Source organism: Caulobacter sp. KR2-114 (genome assembly GCF_049446115.1).
Lineage (GTDB): Bacteria > Pseudomonadota > Alphaproteobacteria > Caulobacterales > Caulobacteraceae > Acaudatibacter.
Window position 1 is genome coordinate 88,904 of sequence record NZ_JBMSEC010000008.1, and the last position, 21,638, is coordinate 110,541.

Genomic DNA, 21,638 nt, shown 5'->3' on the forward strand with positions numbered 1-21,638 from the left:
GATGTTCGGCTAGGGGGCGCAACGCGCTTCCATAAATATCATATTGTGATGCAGATAGCTGCAAGCTAGAGCTGACGGATGTCATGCCGCCTCGCCCGTGCGGGCGGCGGCGCGCCCGAGGCTTCCTATGGCGAATTCGCACTTCATGGCTCCGACGCTGGGCGCGGTCGCTGCGGCGGCGTGCGTCCTCTGGAGCACGTCAACACTCGCCCGCGAGACGGCGCAGTCTCCTGATCAGAGCTGGTCCGTCACCTGGTTGGCCAGCGCGGAGCCGCCGAGGAGCCCGCCCACCGTCCTCACCGACGAGACGGTTCGCGAGGTCGCCAGGGTCAGCCTGGGCGGCGGGCGCTTCCGGGTGAGGCTGACCAACGCTTACGGCGCCAAGCCGGCGGTGGTCGGTTCCGCCCACCTGGCGCGCGCCACCGCCGGCGCGTCGATCGTGGCGGGCAGCGACCGGTCTTTGACCTTTGGCGGCCGCCCCGGGGTGACGATCCCGCCCTACGCCAGCGTACTCAGCGATCCGGTCGACCTACCAGTACCCAATCTCAGCGACGTGGCGATCAGCCTCTATTTCCCCGGCGCCAGCGGCGACGCGACCAGCCACTTCTTCGGCTTGCAGGACGCCTACGTCGCCCATGGCGACGTCACCGGTCAGACCGACCTGCAACCCACCCGGACCCTGACCGAACGCCCGTTTGTCTCAGCGATCGAGGTGTCGACGGCTAAGCGCGCCAAGGTCGTTCTGGCGTTCGGCGATTCGATTACGGACGGCTTCGGGTCCACCCCGAACGCCAATCGCCGCTGGCCCGATCGCTTGGCTGAACGGCTGGTGCCGCGCCGCGGACCGACCTATTTCACGGTTGTCGACGCCGCGATCAGCGGCAACCGCCTGCTGCACGACTTCATCGGGCCGAACGGTCTGTCCCGCTTCGATCGGGACGTGCTGTCACAGCCGCGGGTCGACTATGTCGTCGTTCTGGAAGGGATAAACGATCTCGGCTTCCCCGGGGCCCGGAACCTCACCGAAGAGACGGTGTCCGCCGACGATGTGATCTTCGCCTACAAGCAACTGATCGCGCGCGCGCACGCGCACGACATCAAGGTGATCGGCGCGACGCTGCCGCCGTTCGGCCCCATTCCGGAACGCCCGGGCTTCTACAGCGAGGCGTCGGCGCAAAAGCGCGACGCCATCAACGCCTGGATCCGCACCAGCCACGCCTTCGACGCCGTCATCGACTTCGACGCCGTCTTGCGCGATCCGGCGCGTCCGACGCAGTTGCTGGCGGCCTACGACAGCGGCGATCATCTGAATCCCAACGATGCAGGATACCAGGCGATGGCCGACGCCATCGACCTGAAACTGTTCGATCGCTGAGCGCAGAGCAGCTCAGGACAGGTCCAGTTGCGACGCGAGCATGCCGCCGACAAGAAGCTGCGCGAACGCCGGCCTTGACGTCAGACGACTAAAGCCATTGCGAACCAAAAGGCCGAGCCGGGTCCGCGGCGCGAACCAGTCGGCGATTCGTAGCGCTGAGGCCTGCTTGCGCTCCACCAGAGGCCTTAGGCGCGCCTCGTAGGCCCTGAACGCGCCCCACGGGTCGCTTCGGGCTTGGCGCAGGCTGCTGGCGACCAGATAGGCGCCCGCCATCCCCAGGGATGCGCCCTCGCCAGCCAGCAGCGAGGGACAGTACGCGGCATCGCCGACCAGCGCGACGCGGCCTGCCGACCACGTCGGCGCCCGGACCTGGCTGACGCTGTCGAAGTAGAGATCCTTCGCCGCTTCTAGCGCGGCGAGGATCTCCGGGCATTCCCAACCTTCCCCGCCGAAGGCTTCCCGCAGGAGCGCCTTCTGTGTGGCGACGGCGCGAGGTTGAGCGCCCAGGCCACCCAGGCGGAAGACCAGAAAGAAGGCGCAGGCCCCGTCGCGCAGGGCGTAGCGCGCCACCTGCCGCCCCACCGTGGTATAGCTGACATAGGCGCCGGGATCGCGATGGCCGTAGCCCTTCGCGGTGAAGGCGGCCGCCCACAATCCAGTGGGAGACTCGCGCGCCTGGGGCATGGCCAAGGCGCGCACGCGGGAGTGAAGACCGTCGGCGCCGATCACCACATCGAAGTGCGCGTGGGCGCCACTCAGAAACCCGACCTCCACAGCGTTCTCGTGGGCGGTTAGCCACTTCACCGTCTCTTCGAAGCGCAGGTCAGCGCGCCCGTCGAGCTGTCGTAGCAATTCGGCTGCAAGCTCTCCGCGCTGGATGCTGAAGAACCGCTCGCCCATCGCCGCTCGAACGGCGCCGGCGCCAATGCGCGCCAGGCGCCCGCCATCAGCGCGCATCAGATGCAGTTCCTCGATCCCATAGCTGAGCGCCTTGAGCGCCGGCAGCATCCCCATTCGCTCGGCGACGTCGTAGCCCAGCCCCCAGAAGTCGATCATGTAGCCACCGGTGCGCGGGCCTGGCGCACGCTCGACCGCGGTGACCTCGAAGCCGAACTCCGACAGCCACCAGGCGAGGGTGGCGCCCGCGACACCCAGACCGCAGACAAGTACGCGACGCACTGGAGGCCGGCCGGGGGCGGAGCCCGCTCCGCGAAGGGACGATGCTCCGCCCACCCTCAGCGGGCTCCTTGCGTGATCGCCGTGTGGGCGTTGCGGTTCTTCGCCCAGGCCGCCTCGCTCGACGCGGGGTCGATGGGGCGCTCCTTGCCGTAGGAGATGGTCGCTATGCGGCTGGATGCGACGCCATGCAGGATCAGGAACTGCTTGACCGAATTGGCCCGCCGCGCGCCCAGGGCGAAGTTGTACTCACGCGTGCCACGTTCGTCCGCATTGCCTTCGATGCGCACCTGGACTGAGGGGTAGCGCACCAGCCAGGCGGCCTGGGCGGCCAGCACGGGCTCAGCGTCGGCGCGCAGATTGAACTGATCCAAGTCGAAGTAGACGCGATCCCCGACGTTGACAACGAAGTCCTGAACCGACCCGGGCAACGGCCGGCTCTCGATGGGCGCCGCCGGGGGCGCGGCGGCGCGCGGCGGCGGCGCTTCGGCGACTGGAGGCGCCGCATGCGACGGGGCGGGCAAGGGAGGTTTCGGATGGGACGCGCACGCCGCAAGGCATGCGAGGCCGGCCACGACGAGGGACAGTCTCAGCCTTCCGACGGCATTCGACTTTGTTGACGGCATTTTGTTTGACAGCTCCAATCTGCTCCCCAGCATAGCCATTATATATCCCGTCAGGATATATAACAGCCCGAACTATCGACTGTTGGGCATCTGAATGCTGCGTTGTCGGGCAATGTCTCCCAGCGACCGCTTGGGCTTCGTGACCGACACCGACCGGCCTTCAGGTCGCGGCTCCCGCCGGGGATCGAATCACAGCGATCGGCGTCGCAAGACGGCGAGGCCTGGCGGATCTGAGCGCGCGTACGGCGCGCTTAAGACCCCCGCTGCCGCGAAACCCCGTTTCAAACCCCGTTTCAATTCGAAAATTGCAACGGGGTCCGCTGACGCGGCTTTTCTAAGTGCCTGTTTTTTATGGAGGAAAGTGGCGCGCTCGGAGCGATTCGAACGCCCGACCCTCAGATTCGTAGTGTAATTTCATAGCATATCCGGGCTTACCCGTTTGCGCGACAGAGCTCTCCAAAGCACATATAAGCCAATATATTCGTTTGGTATTTCGTACCGAAGAGCTATTCTGGCGCGGCGACACCAACACATCCGTGTTGGCGCAACCACCGTTCTAACACCGTTCTAAAAATGGCTGTCGAGCGTATCGCATTCAGTGACAAGGTCGTCGCGGCGCTGCCCTTCGCGCGCAAGGGACAGATCATCGTCCGCGACACGGAGGTACCCGGCTTCTTCGTCAAGATCGGCACACGAACGAAGTCGTACATGGTGCAGGGCGACCTTTGGGACGGCAGCAAGCGCCAGTCGATCACCGTCAAGGTCGGCGAAGCAGGACGCCTGCCGGCGCGCGAAGCTCGCGCGAAAGCCAAGGTTCTGCTGGGGTCTATTTCCGATGGCGTCGATCCGCGGCCCAAGCCCGCGGAGCCACCGGCTGCTGTAGCGGCGTCAGGGAATCCGACGCTCCGGCAGGCCTGGATCGTCTATCGCGACAGCCATATGCGCCGGAAGAACCGCAGCGAAGGCACGATCGCGAATTACGCGGACCACGTCGACCGCCTGATGGCCGACTGGCGGGACGAACCATTGTCGAAGCTCGGCAACGATCCGTCGCTCGTGAAGGCGCGACACGACGAGATCACGGAGGAGAACGGTCCCTATATCGCGAACGGCTGCATGCGCAGTTTGCGGGCGATCTACAACCACGCGCGCAAGACGGCGCGCAGCCTTCCAGCCGACAATCCGACCCAGGCGATCGACTGGAACGTCGAGCATCGGCGCGATACGGCCATGGGCCTTCGCGACCTGCCCGCATGGTTCGCGCAAGCGGCTGCTCTGGAAAATCCGGTCCGGCGTGAATTCCACCTCTTCCTCCTGCTCAGCGGAAGCCGTCCCGACCCGATCAAGCGGGCGAAGCTCGAACACCTCGATCTCCACCGCCGCATCCTCCATGTCCCGAAGCCGAAGGGTGGCGTGGATCGGGCGTTCGACATTCCCCTGTCTCGCGAGATGATGCGCGCCCTGATCCGGGCGATCCGGCTAGGGCGAGCGGCCTATCCGCAGCAGGCCCGGACATGGCTGTTCCCCGCAGACAGCGAGACGGGGCATTTGGTCGAGCACAAGGAGGATCGAACCGAGCTCTCGAAGTGGGGCAACGACCTCCGACAGACCTACCGCACGATCGGACAGGCTGCCGGCGTCAACGAGGTCGACATGCACCTACTGATGAACCACTCCCTGCCTGGCGTGAACGCCGGCTACATCACGCGAAGCCGCCTCCTTGGCGATCATCTTCGGCGCCAGCAGCAGGCCGTCAGCGCGGTTGTGCTGGAGGCCCTCAAGCCAGTGTTTCAAAGGCCGACCCAGATCGGAGGCTGGCTACGGCCCCGCAGCCGATTCGAAGAACGCCGGCATAGGGCCCGCGCGGGAAGTTCTTTGAACGCGATCATCACCGCGAACTGAGGCGACCGGGCGCGCTCACACGGCCTTGCCGGCCAGGAATCCGCCATCGATCCCCACGACGCTGCCGGTGATGTACGAGGCGCGATCAGAGGCCAGATAGACGATAAGCTCAGCCACTTCTTCCGGCTGCCCCGCCCGCCCCAGCGGATGGCTGGCCGCCACGCGCGTACGCGCCTCCTCGGAGTTTGCCAATTGCGTCAGGTCCGTTTCAATCGCCCCGGGAGCCACTGCGTTGACGCGAATACCCTGGGCTCCGAACTCAAAGGCCATGATCTTGGTTAGGCCGACGACTCCGTGCTTCGAGGCGACGTAGGCCGCGCGGCCCGCCATCCCTGTTAGCCCCGCGACGGACGACACGTTCACGATCGAGCCGCCCGTCCCGCGCTCGAGCATCCGGCGCACCACCGCCTGGGATAACAGGAACACGCTGGTCAAATTGACATCGACTACGCGCCGCCAAGCTCCGGCTTCGAGCTCGAGGAAACCGTCCCGCTCGGCGATGCCGGCGTTGTTGACAAGGACGTCGATCGGCCCCAGCCGACGCTCGGCTTCGGCAACTGCCTCAAGGACGGCCTGATCCTCCGTCACGTCCGCGATCAGGGGCTCCGCGACCCCGCCCTCGGCGCGGATCAGTTGCGCCGTGCGCTCGGCCAGATCCGCCTTCCGATCAAGCACCGCTACAGAGGCGCCGCAACTCGCAAAGCGTCTGGCTGCGGCCGCGCCTATTCCGCGTCCGGCCCCGGTGACTAGCGCGACCTTGCGGCCGAAATCCATGTCGTCTGGCACTCGGGCCGTCCTCTTGAAATCAGGATGTCGTTCAACATTCAGAATGATGGTTTGCGTTTCGCGGTTTGGCAATTCCTGCAGCGCCGCCAACTTCGAAGACGAGCGCTCACGCCGGGTTGACTCTCAGCATGTCGATCGACATGCTGTTTGTGCTGCGGCGGCATCAACCCGAAGCCCTCAGCTCAGACCACCTGTCAAGTGAGCCATCATTTAACTGCGAGACCACGCATGTCTGAGATCAGCCTCGACGCCTTGAAGGCCCTTGTTGGACAGGAGATCGGCGTCTCTCGCTGGTTCGACGTCGGGCAGGACCGCATCGACAAGTTCGCGGACGTCACCGAGGATCACCAGTTCATCCACGTCGATCCCGAGCGCGCGAAAGCGACCCCATTCGGCGGCACGGTCGCGCACGGCTTCCTGACCCTGTCGCTGCTGGCGCCCATGATGTTCGATGGCCAGCCGCGGGTTCAGGGCACGCAGATGGCCGTGAACTACGGTTTCGATCGCGTTCGGATGATGTCCCCGGTCCGCGCGGGAAGCCGTGTGCGTGGCCGCTTTGTCCTCAACGAAGTGGTGGATCGCGGCCCGGGCGAAGTTCTGATCAAGACCCAGGTAACCGTCGAGATCGACGGGACGGAAAAGCCCGCGCTTGTGGCCGAGGCCCTTGGCCTCACGCGCTTCTCCTGAAGCTCGGCCCAAACCCATCACACCGACACGTCGTGTGAGAACACGAACAACGGCGCTGTTCGAGACTGAACAGCGCCCTTGTTCGGGATGCGCGATGCGAGTGTCTAGCCGCGGCATGCAGTTGCGACGAACGGCCGGCAGCCATGGGCGGCGCGATCGCGCCTCCTATGGCGCGCGATGAGGGGCAATCAGGTACTTCTCGCCCGTGGCGCGACGGGCATAGGCTTGCAGGACCACCGGATCGAGTGCGTCCGCCAGGGAGATTTCGGCCGTGTAATGGCTGGCGAACGTAGTCTTGAGTTCGGCGACCACTCGATCTCGCAGGCGCTTGCCGACGTCTGGTCCGGCCTTGGCCAGGAAAACGCCCAGCAGCCAACCGCCCATTCCCCAGGTCAGACCGAAGTTGCGGTTCACGATTGTCGGCGATTCGTCCAGGACACCGTAGATGTACACCTGCTTGAAGACTGACGACCCGTAGCGGCTGTATTCGCCACCCCGCCGGTTTGCCGCCACCTCCATGGCGGAGAGGATTTGCGACGCCAGGGTGCCGCCGCCGATGGCGTCGAAACCGAGCGTCGCGCCCGTCTCGGCGATTGCCGCGACGAGGTGTTCCCTGAAATCCGGCGCGCTGCTGTCGAGCACATGGTTGGCGCCCTGCGCCTTCAGCAGGTTCGCCTGCTCCGGGCTGCGCACGATGTTCACGAGCGGAATGTTGTCGGCTAGGCAAACCCGGTTGAGCATTTGGCCGAGGTTGGAGGCCGCCGCGGTGTGCACAAGCGCCGTGTGGCCTTCGTTGCGCATGGTTTCGACCATGCCGAGGGCGGTGAGAGGGTTGACGAAGGCGGAGGCTCCGTCCTGCGGCGAAGCATCATCGTTCAGAACCAAGCAGTCGCTTGCCCGCGCCAGCCGATACTGCGCGTACATGCCGCCGACGACCAGAGCCACCTTCTTGCCCATGAGGGCTTCAGCGCCGGCCCCGGCCGCGACCACCACGCCCGCGCCTTCGTTGCCGACAGGCATCGATTGATCGAGCCGCGCCTGGAGGGCGCGCAGGCTCTTCGGCGGCAACGGCGCGGTGAGACGCGGCCGATCCTCCGTTCCGCCGACCCGGATGGCGCTGGGGTCTGCGGGACCTAGGAGCAGGATCAGGTCGGACGGATTTATGGGAGCCGCCTCGACCCGTACGAGCACTTCACCGGCGCCAAGCGGCGGAAGTTCGACTTCTTCTAGGCTCAGTTCCAACTCACCGGCCCCGGTCACGCATGACCGCAGTTCGAACCCCTTTGTCGGCGTCATTTCCGCAAGCCTTTCCTATGGGAGCTGCCGGATCGCACCTGTGTGGGCCGGCGTTCGTCGTAGCGCTGCGGCGCGGCTCGGCGAGCCGCTACGCGAGCTCAGATGGGCGCAACCTGTCCCGCTTAGACGGCGGTCAGTCCGCCATCGATGGCGAGCGTTTGGCCGGTGATGTGCTTGCCCGCATCGGACACGAAGAGCAGGGCAGCCCCCTTTAGATCCTGATCGTCGCCCACACGGCGCAGGGGCACTGCATTGGCAAAGTAGTCGACCCCTTTTTCCTTGAAGGTTCCGGCAGTCATCTTTGAGGGAAACATGCCCGGCGCTAGCGCATTGACCGTGATCCCGTGGGGGCCCCAATCGGCGGCCAGGCCCCGGGTGAAGTTCACGACCGCACCTTTGGAGGTGTTGTAAGCAATCACGTTCGCCGAGCCGCGCAGGCCAGCGGTGGAGGCGAGGTTCAAGATCCGGCCGTAGCGGTTGGGGATCATCGAGCGCTTGGCGATCTGCTGCGACAGCAGGAAGAGGGCGCGGACATTGAGGTTCATCACCTTGTCCCAAGCCTCGATCGGATGGTCCTCTGCCGGCGCACCCCAAGTGGCGCCGGCGTTGTTCACCAGGATGTCCACCTTGCCCAACTGCGCAATCGTCTCGTCCGCCAGGCGCAGCACATCCGCGTCTTTGCTGTTGTCGGCGACCACGTAGTCGACGGTGATCCCGCGGCCTTGCAGATGGGCCTTGGCCGTCTCGAGGTCCGCCGACTTGCGCGAGGAGATCACTAGTCGTGCGCCGGCGTCGCCGAGCGCCTCGGCGATCTGCAATCCGAGGCCGCGCGAGCCGCCGGTGATCAGCGCCGTCTTGCCGCTGAGATCAAAGAGTTGGGTGGTGGTCATAGGGTCGTCGTCCTGAAGTGCGAGATCGCGAAGGGATTGGGCGGGCTTGATCAGAAGGCGTCCGCCGCCAGGGCCATCAGTCCGTCAGCGCCGGCCTTGGCTCGTCGGACAAGGCTCTCGACGGCCGGCATCTCGCGTTCGAACCAATATCGCGCGAGCACCAGTTTGCGCCGCAGGAAGACCGGATCACCCTGTCCTGCCGCCAGCTGAGCCTCGGCGGCCGCGGCGATGCGCAGCCAAAGCATGCCAAGCAGGACCACGCCAAAAAGGTTGAGTACGTCGTACGACGCCGCCCCGAGCGTCTCGGCCTGTTCCGGCGCACGCGTGCGCAACCAGGCCATCACATCCTCGATCGCCGCGCGCCCGCTCCTCAGCGTCGAGCCGTATTGGCCAAGATCTGACGAAGCCCAGGCGGCCGCCGTGACGACCGTTTCAAGCTCCTCGAAGAACGCCGCAACAGCCCGACCGTCCCCGGCCGGCAACTTGCGCGCCACCAAGTCGAACGCCTGGATGCCGTTGGCGCCCTCGTAGAGCTGGTAGATGCGCGCGTCGCGGACGAATTGCTCGACGCCATTCTCCCGGATGTAGCCGTGACCGCCGAAGACCTGGACCGCCGCGTTCACGGCCTCGAACCCACGATCCGTGAAGTAGGCCTTGATCACGGGCGTCAGCAGCTGGCCCAGCGCTGCGGCGCGCTCGCGCCGGGCCGCATCTTGGCCAGCCTGCTCCTCGTGCAGCAGCTCTGCGACCCAAAGCGCGGCCGCCCGGGCGCCTTCGACAAAAGCGCGCTGCTGCAACAGCATCCGCCGCACGTCGGGATGCACGATGATCGGATCGGCCGCGCCGTCCGATCGTGCCTCTGGCGAGGCGGCCCGGCCTGAACGTCGCTCTTGGGCATAAAGGGCGCTGTTTTGGTACGCGACTTCGGCCGCCGCGATCGCCCCAAGGCCGGTGCCGAGGCGCGCGTGGTTCATCATGTGGAACATGCCGCTCATTGCCGCGGACTTCGATCCGGGCGCGGCGTTGGCCTTGGTGGTCCCCAGCCGATAGCCGACCGCCTCGTCGAAGTTCAGCACGCAGGTGGCGCTGCCCTTCAGCCCCATCTTCTTCTCGATCCCGCCGACGCTGACGCCGTTGCGCGCGCCCAACCGGCCCGTCTCGGGATCCACCACCACCTTGGGCACCATGAAGAGGTTCACGGTGGCCAGGTCGTCCGAATAGCGCCCGTTCTCGTCCGGCAGCTTGGCCAAGACCAGGTGGATGATGTTCTTACTCAGGTCGTGGTCGCCGCCGGAGATGAAGATCTTGGTGCCGCTGATCCGGTACGAGCCGTCGGCCTGGGCGACGGCGCGCGTGCTCATGAGCCGCAGGTCCGTCCCACAGTGCGGCTCAGTCAGGCACATCGTCCCGCACCAGTCGCCGCTGACCATTCGTGGCGCCACGTGCTCCAGCATCCAGGGCGCGCCCGTCAGGGCCAGGCTCGAGAAGGCGCCGTTGGTGAGACCCGGATAGTGCGACAAGGAGGCATTGGCCGACGAAGCCATCTCGTGGACGGCGTGGGCGATGACGCCGGGTAGACCTGCGCCGCCGAACTGCTCGGGCGCGCTCAGGCGGTTCCAACCGGCGTCACAATACGCGCGATAGGCCTCGGCGAACCCGGCTGGGGTTCTCACGACTCCGTTTTCGAGGCGACACCCCTCCTCGTCGCCCACCTGGTTGAGCGGCTGCCACTCGCCAGCCAGGAACGCACCCGCCCCCTCCAGAATCTGCCGCGTAAACGCCGGTTCCAGGTCGCCGAAGCCGGCGATATCGCCGCGCGCGCCCACGCGCAGCACCTCGTGCAGCAGGAACTGGTAGTCGTCGATCGGCGGCGCGTAGCTGGGCATGGTCGGTGTCCGATTCGGCAAGAAGGAGTGGCGGTGGATCGTGGCCGCCCCCGTGCGAGCCACGATCCACCTGGCGGGGCCGCCATCGCGGCGGCCCCGGGTTCAGCGGCCCTGGAACACCGCTGCGCGGCGCTCGACGAAGGATTGGATGCCTTCCTTGGCGTCCTCGCTGTCGAGGACCTTGCCGCGGATGTGCGGGATGATGTCGATGGCCGCCCGTTCGCCGGCTTCGATGAATTTGCGGCCGGCCGCCCTGGTCACCTGGATTCCGAGCGGCGCATTCTTCGTGATGGCCTCCGCGATCGCCATGGCGCGGTCGATCTGCTCGCCGACGGGCGTGACCTCCTGCACGAGGCCGATGCGATAGGCCTCCGCTGCATTGAACTCGTCGCAGAGGAACAGGTGGTACATCGCATTGCCCCACCCGGCGCGGGTGAGGAATCGGAAGTGCGCGCCGCCCAGGGGCGCAATCCCGCGCTTGGACTCCATCTGGCACAGCCGTGCATCCTCGGCCGCCACCACGATGTCGCCCGCGAGCATGATCTCGATGCCGATGGTGAAGCAGACGCCCTGGATCGCGGTCACGATCGGTTTGCGGCACAGGTTTTCCAGGCCGAAGGGATCGATGTTGCCAGCCGGCCGGTCCATCTTGACCGCCGTCGGCCCGAAGAACTTCGGCATGTCCAAACCGGCGGTGAAGTGCTTGCCCTCCGCGCAGAGCACCCCCGCCCAAAGCTCGTCATCGCGGTCCAGCACCGTGAAGGCGGCGGACAGCTCCTCCATCATCTCGGGGCTGAACGCGTTCATCTTCGAAGGATTGTCGAGGATGATCTTGAGGACCCGGCCGTGACGTTCTTGACGGACGCGGCCGACCTGCACTTGCGCTTCACTCATGGCGCTTCTCCTGGTGTTTGAAGGGATGGGCCCGGGCCGCTTACGGCCGCCAATCGGCGAAGGTCTTGCCCTGATCGGCGAGGCGGGCCAGCAGAGGCGCCGGCTCAAGGCTGGTGTCGCCGTCGGCCGCCGCATAGTGCGCAAGGCGCTCAACGATGGTCTTCAAGCCGACTTGGTCGGCGTAGAACATCGGCCCGCCACGAAACACGGGCCAGCCGTAGCCGAAGAGCCAGACCACATCGATGTCGCCCGGCCGCGCGGCGATGCCTTCCTCGAGGATCTTCGCGCCTTCATTGATCATCGGATAGACGAGGCGCTCGAGGATCTCCGCGTCGTCCGCCTGGCGCATCGGCAGCCCCAGTCGCTCCATGGTCTGGCGAATGAGGGTTTCGACTTCCGGGTCGACGAGCGGCGCGCGCGACCCGGCAGCGTACTGATAGAAGCCCTTGCCGGTCTTCTGGCCGAGCCGCCCGGCCTCGCAGAGCGCATCCTCGATCGGGGCGCTTTCGCCATGGTCTTGGCGTGAGCGCCAAGCGACGTCGAGGCCCGCCAGGTCGGCCATCGCGAAGTGACCCATCGGCATGCCAAAGCCGGTCAAGACGCCGTCCATCTGCTGTGGCGCCACGCCCTGGTACATCAGCTTGGACGCCTGTTGCCCGCGCACGCCCAGCATGCGGTTGCCCACGAAGCCGAAGCAGACCCCCACCACCACCGGCGCCTTGGCCGCCTTGCGCGCCGCCACGGCAGCCGTGGCCAGCACATCCGGCGCGGTCTTGGCCCCACGCACGATCTCGCACAGCTTCATCACGTTGGCCGGGCTGAAGAAGTGCATGCCGACCACGTCCTGCGGGCGCGACGTCGCCGAAGCGATCTCGTCGACATCGAGATAGGAGGTGTTGGTCGCCAGCACCGCGCCGGCCTTGGCCGCAGCGTCCAGCTGGGCGAAGACCTCCTTCTTGACCGCCATGGTCTCGAAGACAGCCTCGATCACAAGATCCGCCTCACCGACTTTGTCGATCCCCACCGCCCCTTCGATCAGCTTGGTGCGCGCTTCCACCGCTTCAGCGGCGAGGCCCCCGCGCGCGGCGCTCGCTTCGTAGTTCTTGCGGATCACCTCAAGGCCGCGCTTCAGCGGCGCTTCGCTGAGTTCGATCAGGGTCACCGGCACGCCGCCGTTGGCAAAGGCCATGGCGATCCCGCCGCCCATGGTCCCCGCCCCGATGATGGCCACGCGGTTCAGCGGACGCGGACGCACACCTTCTGGAAGCCCCGCGATCTTGGCCGCCTCGCGCTCGGCGAAGAACACATGCCGTTGAGCCTTGGACTGGTCGCCCTTCATGAGCCGTTGGAAGGCCTCGCGCTCCTTGACGAGCGCTTCGTCGAACGGCAGGTCCAGCGCCCAACCGACCGCCTCGACGCAGGCGCGCGGTGCATCGAGGCCGCGGTTGCGCGCGGTGGCCGCGGTCGCGGCGTCCGTAAAGATCGAGCGGTCGGCCCTCGCCGCAGCAAGCCGGCTGTCGTCGTCGCGCAGGCGGCGCAGGGAACGACCCTCCGCGAGCGCACGGCGGGCGAAGGCTTCCGCGCCGGCGGTGGGGTCGGCGACGACCTCGTCGATCAGTCCGGCGGCGAGCGCCTGTTCGCCAGAGAGGGGCGCGCCGCCGGCGATCATCTTCACCGCCAGAGCCGGGCCCACGGCCCGTGGCAGGCGTTGGGTGCCACCGGCCCCTGGCAGGAGCCCGAGCGTCACTTCCGGCAGGCCCAGTCTCGCTCCGGCCGTCGAAACCCGGAAATGACAGGCGAGCGCGACCTCGAGGCCGCCTCCGAGGGCTACGCCGTGGATGCCGGCGACCACCGGCTTTGCGCTGTTCTCAAGCGCATCGATCACCACATCAAGGCTGGGCGCCTGGGCCGGCCTGCCGAACTCGCGGATGTCCGCGCCGCTGATGAATCCGCGGCCCTCGCCGACGAGCACGATAGCGCGGACGCTGTCATCCGAGGCAAGACGCCCCAAGGCCTCCGCCAGCCCTGCGCGGACGGCGTGGCCCAGTGCATTTACGGGGGGGCTGTCGATCCGCACAATGGCGATGTCGCCACGAAGGTCAGTCCTTATCACATCGCTCACTGTGAAACTCCGGCAGGCGCGCGGAAGGCTCGGAAGGCCGCACGCAACTCGTCGACAAAGATCTCGGGCTGCTCCCACGCGGCGAAGTGGCCGCCCTGGTCGACCTCACGCCAGTGGACAAGGTTGGGGAACGCGCGCTCGGCCCAAACACGCGGCGCGCGGAAGATCTCGCGGGGAAAGACCGTGAAGCCCACAGGCAGATCGACATTCGTGAAAGCGCCGAAGTCGTTGCCCCAGCTCTCCCAGTACATCCTCGCCGACGACCCGCCGGAGTTCGTGAGCCAGTAGAGGGTGATCTCGTCCAGCAGCTCGTCGAAAGGGGCGATGTCGACCCAGTCTCGCCCACCAGGGTCGTCACCGAGTTCGCCGGGGGTTGTGAACTTGTCGTACATCCAGGCCGCCTGAGCGACCGGCGAGTCCGCAAGGGCATAGGCGAGCGTCTGCGGCCGAGTGCGCTGCAGCTCCGAGTACGCTGACAGCCTGGCCACAAAGCGGGCCATCTGCTTCCGCGCCGATCGCTCTGGCTCGGTCGGCTCACCATCCATGGGAGGCGAAAAGAACGGCATGAAGTTCAGGTGGATGGCCCGGAGCCCTTCGGGCTTCTGCTGACCCATCTGCAATGTGACCGTCGAACCGAGATCGCCGCCTTGGGCGACGTAGCCTGAACCATACCCAAGGCGCGTCATGAGGACCGCCCATGCGCGGGCCGTACGCGTGAGGGTCCAGCCGGGCTCCGTCGGCTTGTCTGAGAACCCAAACCCCGGGAGCGCCGGGACGACCACGTGGAAGGCGTCCGAAGTTTGGCCTCCATGCGCCTCCGGGTCAGTCAGCGGGCCGATGACCTTGGAGAATTCCAGCACGGACCCTGGCCATCCGTGGGACAGGATGATCGGCAGCGCGTCCGCATGGCGCGAACGCACATGCAGGAAATGGATCCCCAAGCCGTCGATCGTCGTGCGGTGCGGCCCGAACGCATTGAGCTGCGCCTCGCAACGCCGCCAGTCGTACGGACCGGCCCAGTGGTTCACCAGCGCCGTCAGGCGATTGAGGGGAACACCTTGCGAATGATCTCGTGTCGTCTCGCGCGCCGGCCAACGCGTTGTCGCGATCCGGCTCCGGAGGTCTTCGAGCGCCTGGGCCGGAATGGCGATCGGGGCCGCTTCGACGGAATCGAGCTCGCTCACGTCACACTCTCGATGGGCGCCGCCAGGCCGTAGCGCTCCGGTGGAACCGCGTCCTGGCTGACAGCCTTGCTGAGGGCGCGTCGCGCCTCGTCGAACGACGTCCACGCCTGCGGGTCGTGGAGGGTGGGCCAGCAGACCATCTCGCCCTGGTCCAGCGCGCGGAACGCAACGTCGACGAGCGTCTCGGGCGACATGAACAGATGATCCGGGAAGGGCGGCGGCCGGTCCCCAAAGAACTCGGTCCGGACCGGACCCGGCAGCACCACCTGCACCTTCACGTTGGTCTTGGCGAACTCACTCTGCAGAGAGCGCGAGAAGTTGAGGACATAGGCCTTCGAGCCGCTGTAGGCGGCGGCGGTCGCTGACGGGATCACAGCGATGATCGACGCGATGTTGATGATCAGTCCGTCGTCACGCGCCGCGAACCTGGGCGTCGCGGCGAGGCAAAGCAGCGTGAGGGCCAGGACGTTGATCTTGACCAGGGTCTCCACCGCCTCGGGATCGGCCGACACGCTCGGCGCGCCGGCGCCCAGGCCCGCGTTGTTCACCAGGACACCGATGTCCTCGCGCGACCGCACGAGGGCTTCTATGCGGGCAAGGTCCTCAGGGTCTCGAAGGTCGGCCGGCTCAACTTCGACGACGCGGCCGTAGTCTTGGCGTAGGCGCGCCGCCAAAGCCTCTAGTCGGTCGCGGCGTCGCGCGACGAGGATGAGGTCGTAGCCGCGCGCAGCGAGGCGATCGGCATAGACCGCTCCGATGCCGGACGACGCGCCGGTAATGAGCGCGCTGATGCGGACGTCACTCATGTGTCCTTCCTCCCAGAGAGAGCCTCCGATGGCGGAAGCACGGGTCGCTGTTGGCTGCAGACCGCTTCCAGCGAGGCAGTCGATCTCGACGGCTCGTGGACGGTCGGCGTGCGGATGCGCGCCTCGGCTTCCGCAAGCGGCGACCGCGGCCAGCCTCGGGCCAAGTGCAATTGGCGGCCACCGAAGATTGGGCGTAGCCCCTGAACGCGGGTGAATAACCCGGCCGGATAGACGCTCGGATCCTCGGGCGGTGGCGGGCGCGCCTTCACCGACCGGCTGCTACGGCCGTCACGGGTGGCGTGCCTTCGGGGCGACCTGCGAGCCAGGCCTGCGAAGCTGCGAGTTCCTGTTCGAGGTAGCGCCCGACCGCCCGCGTCAGGGGGCGGAGATCGCTTTCGCGTCGCCGCAAGAGCCAGAGATCCACGAAGATGCCTTCGTTCGGAAGCACTCGGATGAGCCCCTCCGCTTCAGCAAATGGGGTCGCAAGGAAGGATAGGCCGAGGCCTTCGGCGACGGCGGCGTGCTGTGCCGCGCGGGGATGCACGCGCGTGCCGGCGGCCGCCACAGCGCCCTCCCATACTCGTTGAAACGCCGATTCGTTGGCCCTCAGCGACTTGAAGCCTGATGCCCCGACAGCTCCGCCGACGAGGTCGTGGTCGCACAAGTCACGCAGCGACGCCGGCGGTTGCCGGCGCGCCAGATAGGAGGCCCCAGCGAAGATGCCGAAGCCAACCTCGCCGACCCGGCGACCGACCAGATCGAGTTCACCGGGATCGCCGATACGGATGACGAAATCCAGGTCGCTCTCCGCCAGGCTCTGCTGCTGGACGCTGGCATCGACATGAATTGAGAGGCCGGGAAAGCGCCTGCGAAGCTGAGGAACGCGGGGAATGAGCCAGTGGCGCGTCAGGCCCTCAGTCGCCGAGATCTTCAAGAGCGATGAGCGGGCGGCCATCCGTCCACGGAACTCGCGCTGGAAGGACTGGAACGTCGCGTGCACGGCGCTTGCCGAGCTGAAGAGTTCCTCGCCTTCCTGAGTCAGACGCACGCCAGACGGGGTGCGGAAGAAGAGCGGCGCGCCAAGGCTGCGTTCGAGATCGCCGATCCGACGGCTGAGCGTTGGCTGACTCATGCCCAGCATGGCCGCCGCGCGGTTTACGCTTCCGGCCTCCGCAACCACGAAAAACAATCGGTAGAGATCCCAGCTGCCATTCGTCATCGCCGGGTCGCCAGTGTCGCGGAGGCGGCTCGCGTATGCGCCTTCTGTTCAGCAGACCGCCGCATCATTATCCTGCCCGCAAGCGAGATGGGTGGGCGCCTTCATGACCCTTCCCCATCGGGGTCCCGCGCGACAACGCCGTGGGCAAGGGCAGCGATCTCACCGCTCGGGGCGCGCAGTTCCGCGCGCATCAGGCAGTGATGCGATCCCGCGCTCATCATCCAGGCATCGGCCGCGAACACACCGGGTTCGGCGCTGGCGAAGTAGTCGAGCGACTGGGTGATCAGCCGGGCCCCGGTCTCGGGGCCGAGGGCCAGAATAGCCGCCCCAGTCATGACGTCGTCTAGGAGCGGGGCAAAGATGCCTCCGCGAAGAACGCCGCTCCCTTTTGCAAACTCGACTCCGATATGTGCGGAGACCGAGAGCCGGCGCGTCTCGATATCGAAGCGCACAGCCTGAAGCCCCACGCGCCGAAAGGTGGGCAGGTCGCAAGCGCCCAGCACGGCCAGGTGTTCCATTCGCGACATCACCTTCCCCACTCCCATGCGGTGAGCCTCCGCGGCTGGGTCCTCAGCGTCTGAAGAAGGCGGACGTCGTTCTTCGCGGAACCGGGAATGGCGTCGGCGAACTCCGGACCGCTGTCGCAAGCGGCAAACACGTCGGCCTCTTTGTCGATCCGTCGCACCACGCGACGGGCCAGGCGCACGGTCCCGGCTACAGCTACGGCACTGTCCCAACCACCTCTCTGCATGTTATGCCTCATGCAGTCACATCAACATGACGATCGTCATACAGATCGTCAAGCCGGGAGTTGGAGGCGGAGCGTGGGACATTCACAGGCCGAGAAGGCGCTGAGCCGAGAGCGAATCCTGGACTCGGCGGCCCAACAGATCCGCGAAGGCGGGCTCGACAGCCTCAGCATCGCCGAGCTGATGAAGGCCGCCAACCTGACCCACGGCGGATTCTACGGCCACTTCGGGTCCCGCGCAGAACTGATCGCGGCCGCGCTCGACCGTGCGCTTGAGCGCGGAGAAGCGGCGTTCGTGGACGCGAAGCCTGCGGCGGGCGACACCGTGAAATCGATCGTCAATCTCTATCTCAGTCCAGCGCACCGCGACAAACCCGGCGAGGGCTGCGCCATGGCAGCGCTCGCGGGAGACGTAGGCCGCGCGGAGGATGAATCCCTCCGCCTGCAGCTCTCGGCACGGCTGGAACAGAGCTTCGCGGTCCTGGCCCGCGCGATGGGGGGAGAGGCGCAGGCGCAGGACGCCGCCATCACCGCCTGGTGTGCCATGATCGGCGCCCTTACCCTCTCCCGGGTCTTCAGAGGAACGGATCGGTCCGACCAGGTCCTGCGCATTGCAAGACAGTCGATCCTCGATCTCGAAGCTCATGTGCGCGCGACGACCCAACCGTCTGAGTCGAAGAACTAGATGCGCGCCTACGCTCGGGTGCGACGCCCGACTGTTAGGCGACCGCCGAGATTGCCCCACCCCGCACCGCCGCCTGGGATTTGCTAAGCGGGCGCCCCGAGGCGCGTCGCCGGTAGACCGTGACCATGCGAGATCAAGGTGGCTCCGGAACTTGCGATCTGCGTCACGCACGCTTTCCTGCCGCCTCGAGGCTCGTCAAATTTTCATCCGGCCCGCCGGTGGCGATCGTCGGAAAGCCTCGACTGCCGACGACCGATCTCTAGTTAGTGCTATTTTACTACTAACATTGCGCTGGAGTCCATCCGAGGGAATGTCGACTCGCCCGGGTAGACGTCCCATGCCTCCCTAGGGCGCCGCAAGACGATGCTGCGTCTCGGGCTGGCGGCCTTTGGGCCGCGATCGCGCCACGAAGCCCATATCAGTATCTTTTTCACACTTGCTAAGACATCCCCAACGAGTCACTCTCATTTTGAGAGTTAGGGGAGGCCGACGGTGCGACCGAAGTCGTTCGCCGGGATGCGGTGCTCGGTCGCGGGCGCCCTCGAGGCAATTGGGGATCGGTGGACGATCCTCGTTCTGCGCGACCTATCGCTAGGACTTCACCGCTACGATGCATTGCGGGCGAGCACGGGCATTCCCACCACGACGCTGGCAAGCCGCCTGAGGAACTTGCAGGGCCACGGCCTGGTCGAGAGGGTGCGATATCAAAACCGGCCACCGCGCCACGAATATGTTCTGACGGAGAAGGGGCGGGGCTTCTGGAAGGTCATCACTGCGCTGCGCGAGTGGGGGGACCGGTGGGACCTCGCCGGCTGCGGGGCGCCGACACTCGAACTGTTCGACCAGGGAACAGGCCGCGCGCTGCGCCTGGCGCTGGTGGATTCAAGCACTGACCTGGCGGCGTCCCCGGCGCGGATCCGCTACCGGCCGGGACCCGGCGCAGACGATGCCGTTCGCGCCCTCATCGACAGTATCAACCAGGGAGCCAACGCATGGCCGCAACAATAGAGTTCTATTTCGATTTCCAGAGTCCCTACAGCTACCTGGCTCACAGCCAGTTGCCGAGCCTCAACGCGCCGGTGCGGCTCGTGCCGTTTTCCGTCCTGCCGCTGATGAAGATCGTCAACAATACTCCGACGACCATCACCTGCTCGGTGAAACGGACCTATGCGTCCAAGGACCTGGGTCGGTGGGCGGCGCGGTACGGTGTGCCTGTCATTCCCGCGTCGCGAGAGGGGCTAGACGCCGATCTGCTCCTTCGCGTGGCGACGGCCGCCCCGGAGGGCGCCACGCGCGCGACGGTCGTCGACGCCATCTTCAACGCGATGTGGGGCGGCCAAGGCTTGCCCACGCCCGAAGGTCTTGAGGCGGTGCTCGCCGCCCGCGGGCTGCCAGCCGCCGAACTGATCGCCGCGGCAGGACAGGAGAGCGTCGTGAAGGCGTTGGAGGCCGCGACCGAGGCGGCCGCGGCGCGCGGTGTTTTTGGCGCGCCGTCGATCTTCGTCGGTGACGAAATGTTCTTCGGGAACGATCGGCTCGAATTCGTGCGCGACTGCCTTGCGCTGAAGGAGGTGGCGTGATGGCCGCGACCAAACCCTTGGCGCTGGTGACTGGTGTTGGTCCGGGAACCGGCGCCGCTGTAGCCCGACGTTTCGCACAGGGCGGCTATCGAGTCGCAATGCTCGCGCGCGACGCAGATCGGCTGGCGGCCCTCGAAGCTGAGATTCCGGATTCGATCGGCCTCTCGTGCGATGTGTCCGACCCGGCTGCCTTGGAGAGGGTCATCTCGCAGGTGGGCTCACCCAAGGTCGTCGTGCACAATGCGGTGGGAGGAGCCTTCGGCAGCTTCCGCGACATCGATCCCTCCCTGCTGCAGCGCAACTTCGAGATCAACACGATGGCGCTCATGCACCTCGCGCAGCTGACAACGCCGGCGATGGTCGAGGCCGGAGAAGGCGCGCTGATTGTCACGGGCAATACCTCGGCTCAGCGCGGAAAGGCTTTTTTCGCGGGCTTCGCGCCGACCAAGGCCGCGCAACGGATCCTCGCTGAATCCCTGGCTCGGGATCTCGGCCCCAAGGGCGTCCACGTCGCCTACCTGATCATCGACGCGGCGATCGACGTGCCGTGGCAGCGCGAGCGGCTGAAGGACGCGGCGGATGACTTCTTCATCTCCCCGACTTCGATCGCCGCGGAGGTCTTCCACCTCGCCCACCAACCGCGCGATGCTTGGTCATTCCTGGCTGAGGTCCGTCCGTTCCACGAGGTCTGGTAGGACCTGATTGCGCCGCCGCGTCGCTCCCATGGCGACGCGGCGGCGCCATCTCTTTAGCGGCGAACGTCGACCAGCGTCCGCCCGCGCACCTCGCCCCGCAGCACCGCAAGGGCGACCTCCGGCACATCAGCAAGGCCGATCTCCGTCACCGTGCTCTCGAGTTTGTCGAGGTCGAGGTCACGTGCGAGCCGCGACCATGCTTCGATCCTCGCCGCGGGAGGGGCGTTGACGGAGTCGATCCCCGCGAGGGTCACGTTGCGCAGGATGAAGGGCAATACGGTGGCCGGCAGGTCGACGCCCTGCGCCAGACCGCAGGCGGCGACAACACCCCGGCAGCGCGTCTGCGCGAGGACACTGGCGAGGGTCTGGCTGCCCACGGAATCGATAGCCCCTGCCCAACGCTCTTTGCCCAGAGGCCCCCCGGGTCCCGAGAGCGTGGCGCGATCGATGACCTCCGTCGCGCCAAGCGCGCGCAGATAGCCTTCTTCTTGCGGCCGGCCGGTGGACGCGACGACGCGGTAGCCCAAACGCGACAGCAGTGCGATCGCGACCGACCCCACGCCGCCGCTCGCGCCGGTGACGAGAACATCGCCGCGCTCCGGGGTTACGCCGCCATGCTCCAGCGCGAGCACGCTCAGCATCGCAGTATAGCCGGCCGTGCCGATGGCCATCGCGTGACGCGTTGAAATCGTATCGGGAAGCTTGATCAGCCAGTCGCCTTTGACGCGGGCGCGCTCTGCGTAGCCGCCATGGTGGGTCTGGCTGAGTCCCCAACTGTTAACCACGACGCGCTCGCCGGACGCAAACCGTGGATCAGAGGAGGCTTCGACGGTCCCCGCGAGATCGATGCCTGGGATGAGCGGGAACGTCTGAATGACATTGCCGGCGCCGCTGATCGCGAGGCCGTCCTTGTAGTTCACCGTCGACCATTCCACGGCGATGGTCACATCGCCATCGTGCAGCTCGGTCTCCTCCATCGCCTCGACACTAGCCGAGATTGTCTTGTCGCTCTTGCGCGCCACCAAAGCCCTGAACGTCATGTGCTCTTCCTCGTCCAATTTGAAAGAGTTCTGATTTGGCA

At 66.4% G+C, this 21,638-nt stretch carries 20 protein-coding genes; 7 read left to right on the top strand and 13 right to left on the bottom strand.

The genetic code is table 11. From position 1 onward, the window contains the following. Positions 1 to 145: 145 nt before the first annotated feature. Complete coding sequence (locus ACO2Q3_RS24140; protein ID WP_423311366.1) at positions 146 to 1,375, top strand: SGNH/GDSL hydrolase family protein; 1,230 nt, start codon at positions 146 to 148, stop codon at positions 1,373 to 1,375. Positions 1,376 to 1,387: 12 nt separating this feature from the next. Here ACO2Q3_RS24140 and ACO2Q3_RS24145 read toward each other — a convergent pair whose 3' ends face one another. Both ACO2Q3_RS24145 and pal read right to left on the bottom strand, forming a co-directional pair. Next, the gene (locus ACO2Q3_RS24145; protein ID WP_423311368.1) at positions 1,388 to 2,554 is read right to left on the bottom strand and encodes a hypothetical protein; all 1,167 of its coding nucleotides are present in this window, start codon (positions 2,552 to 2,554) and stop codon (positions 1,388 to 1,390) included. A 56-nt stretch (positions 2,555 to 2,610) separates the two neighbouring features. Next, entirely contained in the window at positions 2,611 to 3,177 is a 567-nt protein-coding gene (gene pal, locus ACO2Q3_RS24150) for a peptidoglycan-associated lipoprotein Pal (RefSeq protein ID WP_423311615.1), read from the bottom strand. A 573-nt stretch (positions 3,178 to 3,750) separates the two neighbouring features. Between pal and ACO2Q3_RS24155 the strand changes: the two genes are divergently transcribed. Continuing rightward, positions 3,751 to 5,079 carry an integrase arm-type DNA-binding domain-containing protein gene (locus ACO2Q3_RS24155; RefSeq protein ID WP_423311369.1) on the top strand — a complete coding sequence of 443 codons (1,329 nt, stop codon included), beginning with the start codon at positions 3,751 to 3,753 and terminating at the stop codon, positions 5,077 to 5,079. A 15-nt stretch (positions 5,080 to 5,094) separates the two neighbouring features. Here ACO2Q3_RS24155 and ACO2Q3_RS24160 read toward each other — a convergent pair whose 3' ends face one another. After that, entirely contained in the window at positions 5,095 to 5,955 is an 861-nt protein-coding gene (locus tag ACO2Q3_RS24160) for an SDR family NAD(P)-dependent oxidoreductase (RefSeq protein ID WP_423311371.1), read from the bottom strand. 138 nt (positions 5,956 to 6,093) lie between these two features. Between ACO2Q3_RS24160 and ACO2Q3_RS24165 the strand changes: the two genes are divergently transcribed. Then, positions 6,094 to 6,552, top strand: a complete 459-nt coding sequence (locus ACO2Q3_RS24165) for a MaoC family dehydratase (RefSeq protein WP_423311373.1) — start codon at positions 6,094 to 6,096, stop codon at positions 6,550 to 6,552. Between the two features lie 165 nt (positions 6,553 to 6,717). Here the strand turns inward: ACO2Q3_RS24165 and ACO2Q3_RS24170 are convergent, their stop codons facing one another. The 9 genes from ACO2Q3_RS24170 to ACO2Q3_RS24210 all read right to left on the bottom strand — a co-directional run bounded on the left by ACO2Q3_RS24170 (position 6,718) and on the right by ACO2Q3_RS24210 (position 17,367). Beyond that, a complete protein-coding gene (locus ACO2Q3_RS24170) occupies positions 6,718 to 7,848 on the bottom strand; it encodes a zinc-binding dehydrogenase (protein WP_423311375.1) in 1,131 nt (376 codons plus the stop codon). A 122-nt stretch (positions 7,849 to 7,970) separates the two neighbouring features. After that, complete coding sequence (locus ACO2Q3_RS24175) at positions 7,971 to 8,738, bottom strand: SDR family oxidoreductase (RefSeq protein ID WP_423311377.1); 768 nt, start codon at positions 8,736 to 8,738, stop codon at positions 7,971 to 7,973. 50 nt (positions 8,739 to 8,788) lie between these two features. Next, positions 8,789 to 10,624 (bottom strand): acyl-CoA dehydrogenase C-terminal domain-containing protein, encoded by a 1,836-nt coding sequence (locus tag ACO2Q3_RS24180; protein ID WP_423311379.1) that lies wholly within the window; start codon positions 10,622 to 10,624, stop codon positions 8,789 to 8,791. A gap of 102 nt (positions 10,625 to 10,726) precedes the next feature. Next, on the bottom strand, positions 10,727 to 11,518 hold the full coding sequence (locus ACO2Q3_RS24185; protein ID WP_423311381.1) for a crotonase/enoyl-CoA hydratase family protein: 792 nt from the start codon (positions 11,516 to 11,518) through the stop codon (positions 10,727 to 10,729). Between the two features lie 40 nt (positions 11,519 to 11,558). Next, complete coding sequence (locus ACO2Q3_RS24190; RefSeq protein WP_423311383.1) at positions 11,559 to 13,640, bottom strand: 3-hydroxyacyl-CoA dehydrogenase NAD-binding domain-containing protein; 2,082 nt, start codon at positions 13,638 to 13,640, stop codon at positions 11,559 to 11,561. Beyond that, positions 13,637 to 14,824 (bottom strand): epoxide hydrolase family protein, encoded by a 1,188-nt coding sequence (locus ACO2Q3_RS24195; protein ID WP_423311385.1) that lies wholly within the window; start codon positions 14,822 to 14,824, stop codon positions 13,637 to 13,639. The genes ACO2Q3_RS24190 and ACO2Q3_RS24195 overlap by 4 nt, the downstream gene beginning before the upstream one ends. Continuing rightward, the gene (locus tag ACO2Q3_RS24200) at positions 14,821 to 15,630 is read right to left on the bottom strand and encodes an SDR family NAD(P)-dependent oxidoreductase (protein WP_423311387.1); all 810 of its coding nucleotides are present in this window, start codon (positions 15,628 to 15,630) and stop codon (positions 14,821 to 14,823) included. The genes ACO2Q3_RS24195 and ACO2Q3_RS24200 overlap by 4 nt, the downstream gene beginning before the upstream one ends. A 265-nt stretch (positions 15,631 to 15,895) precedes the next feature. Then, entirely contained in the window at positions 15,896 to 16,849 is a 954-nt protein-coding gene (locus ACO2Q3_RS24205; RefSeq protein ID WP_423311390.1) for a LysR family transcriptional regulator, read from the bottom strand. 101 nt (positions 16,850 to 16,950) lie between these two features. Further along, positions 16,951 to 17,367, bottom strand: a complete 417-nt coding sequence (locus ACO2Q3_RS24210) for a hotdog domain-containing protein (protein ID WP_423311392.1) — start codon at positions 17,365 to 17,367, stop codon at positions 16,951 to 16,953. Between the two features lie 306 nt (positions 17,368 to 17,673). Between ACO2Q3_RS24210 and ACO2Q3_RS24215 the strand changes: the two genes are divergently transcribed. From ACO2Q3_RS24215 to ACO2Q3_RS24230, 4 genes are all read left to right on the top strand, one after another. Beyond that, positions 17,674 to 18,282, top strand: coding sequence for a TetR/AcrR family transcriptional regulator (locus ACO2Q3_RS24215; RefSeq protein WP_423311394.1), 609 nt, complete (start codon positions 17,674 to 17,676; stop codon positions 18,280 to 18,282). Between the two features lie 492 nt (positions 18,283 to 18,774). Beyond that, positions 18,775 to 19,290 carry a winged helix-turn-helix transcriptional regulator gene (locus ACO2Q3_RS24220; RefSeq protein WP_423311396.1) on the top strand — a complete coding sequence of 172 codons (516 nt, stop codon included), beginning with the start codon at positions 18,775 to 18,777 and terminating at the stop codon, positions 19,288 to 19,290. Then, positions 19,275 to 19,862, top strand: a complete 588-nt coding sequence (locus ACO2Q3_RS24225) for a 2-hydroxychromene-2-carboxylate isomerase (RefSeq protein WP_423311398.1) — start codon at positions 19,275 to 19,277, stop codon at positions 19,860 to 19,862. Before ACO2Q3_RS24220 ends, ACO2Q3_RS24225 begins: the two co-directional genes overlap by 16 nt. Next, positions 19,862 to 20,557 (top strand): SDR family NAD(P)-dependent oxidoreductase, encoded by a 696-nt coding sequence (locus ACO2Q3_RS24230; protein ID WP_423311400.1) that lies wholly within the window; start codon positions 19,862 to 19,864, stop codon positions 20,555 to 20,557. The genes ACO2Q3_RS24225 and ACO2Q3_RS24230 overlap by 1 nt, the downstream gene beginning before the upstream one ends. Positions 20,558 to 20,610: 53 nt before the next feature. Here ACO2Q3_RS24230 and ACO2Q3_RS24235 read toward each other — a convergent pair whose 3' ends face one another. Next, a complete protein-coding gene (locus ACO2Q3_RS24235) occupies positions 20,611 to 21,597 on the bottom strand; it encodes an MDR family oxidoreductase (protein WP_423311402.1) in 987 nt (328 codons plus the stop codon). Between the last annotated feature and the right edge of the window lie 41 nt (positions 21,598 to 21,638).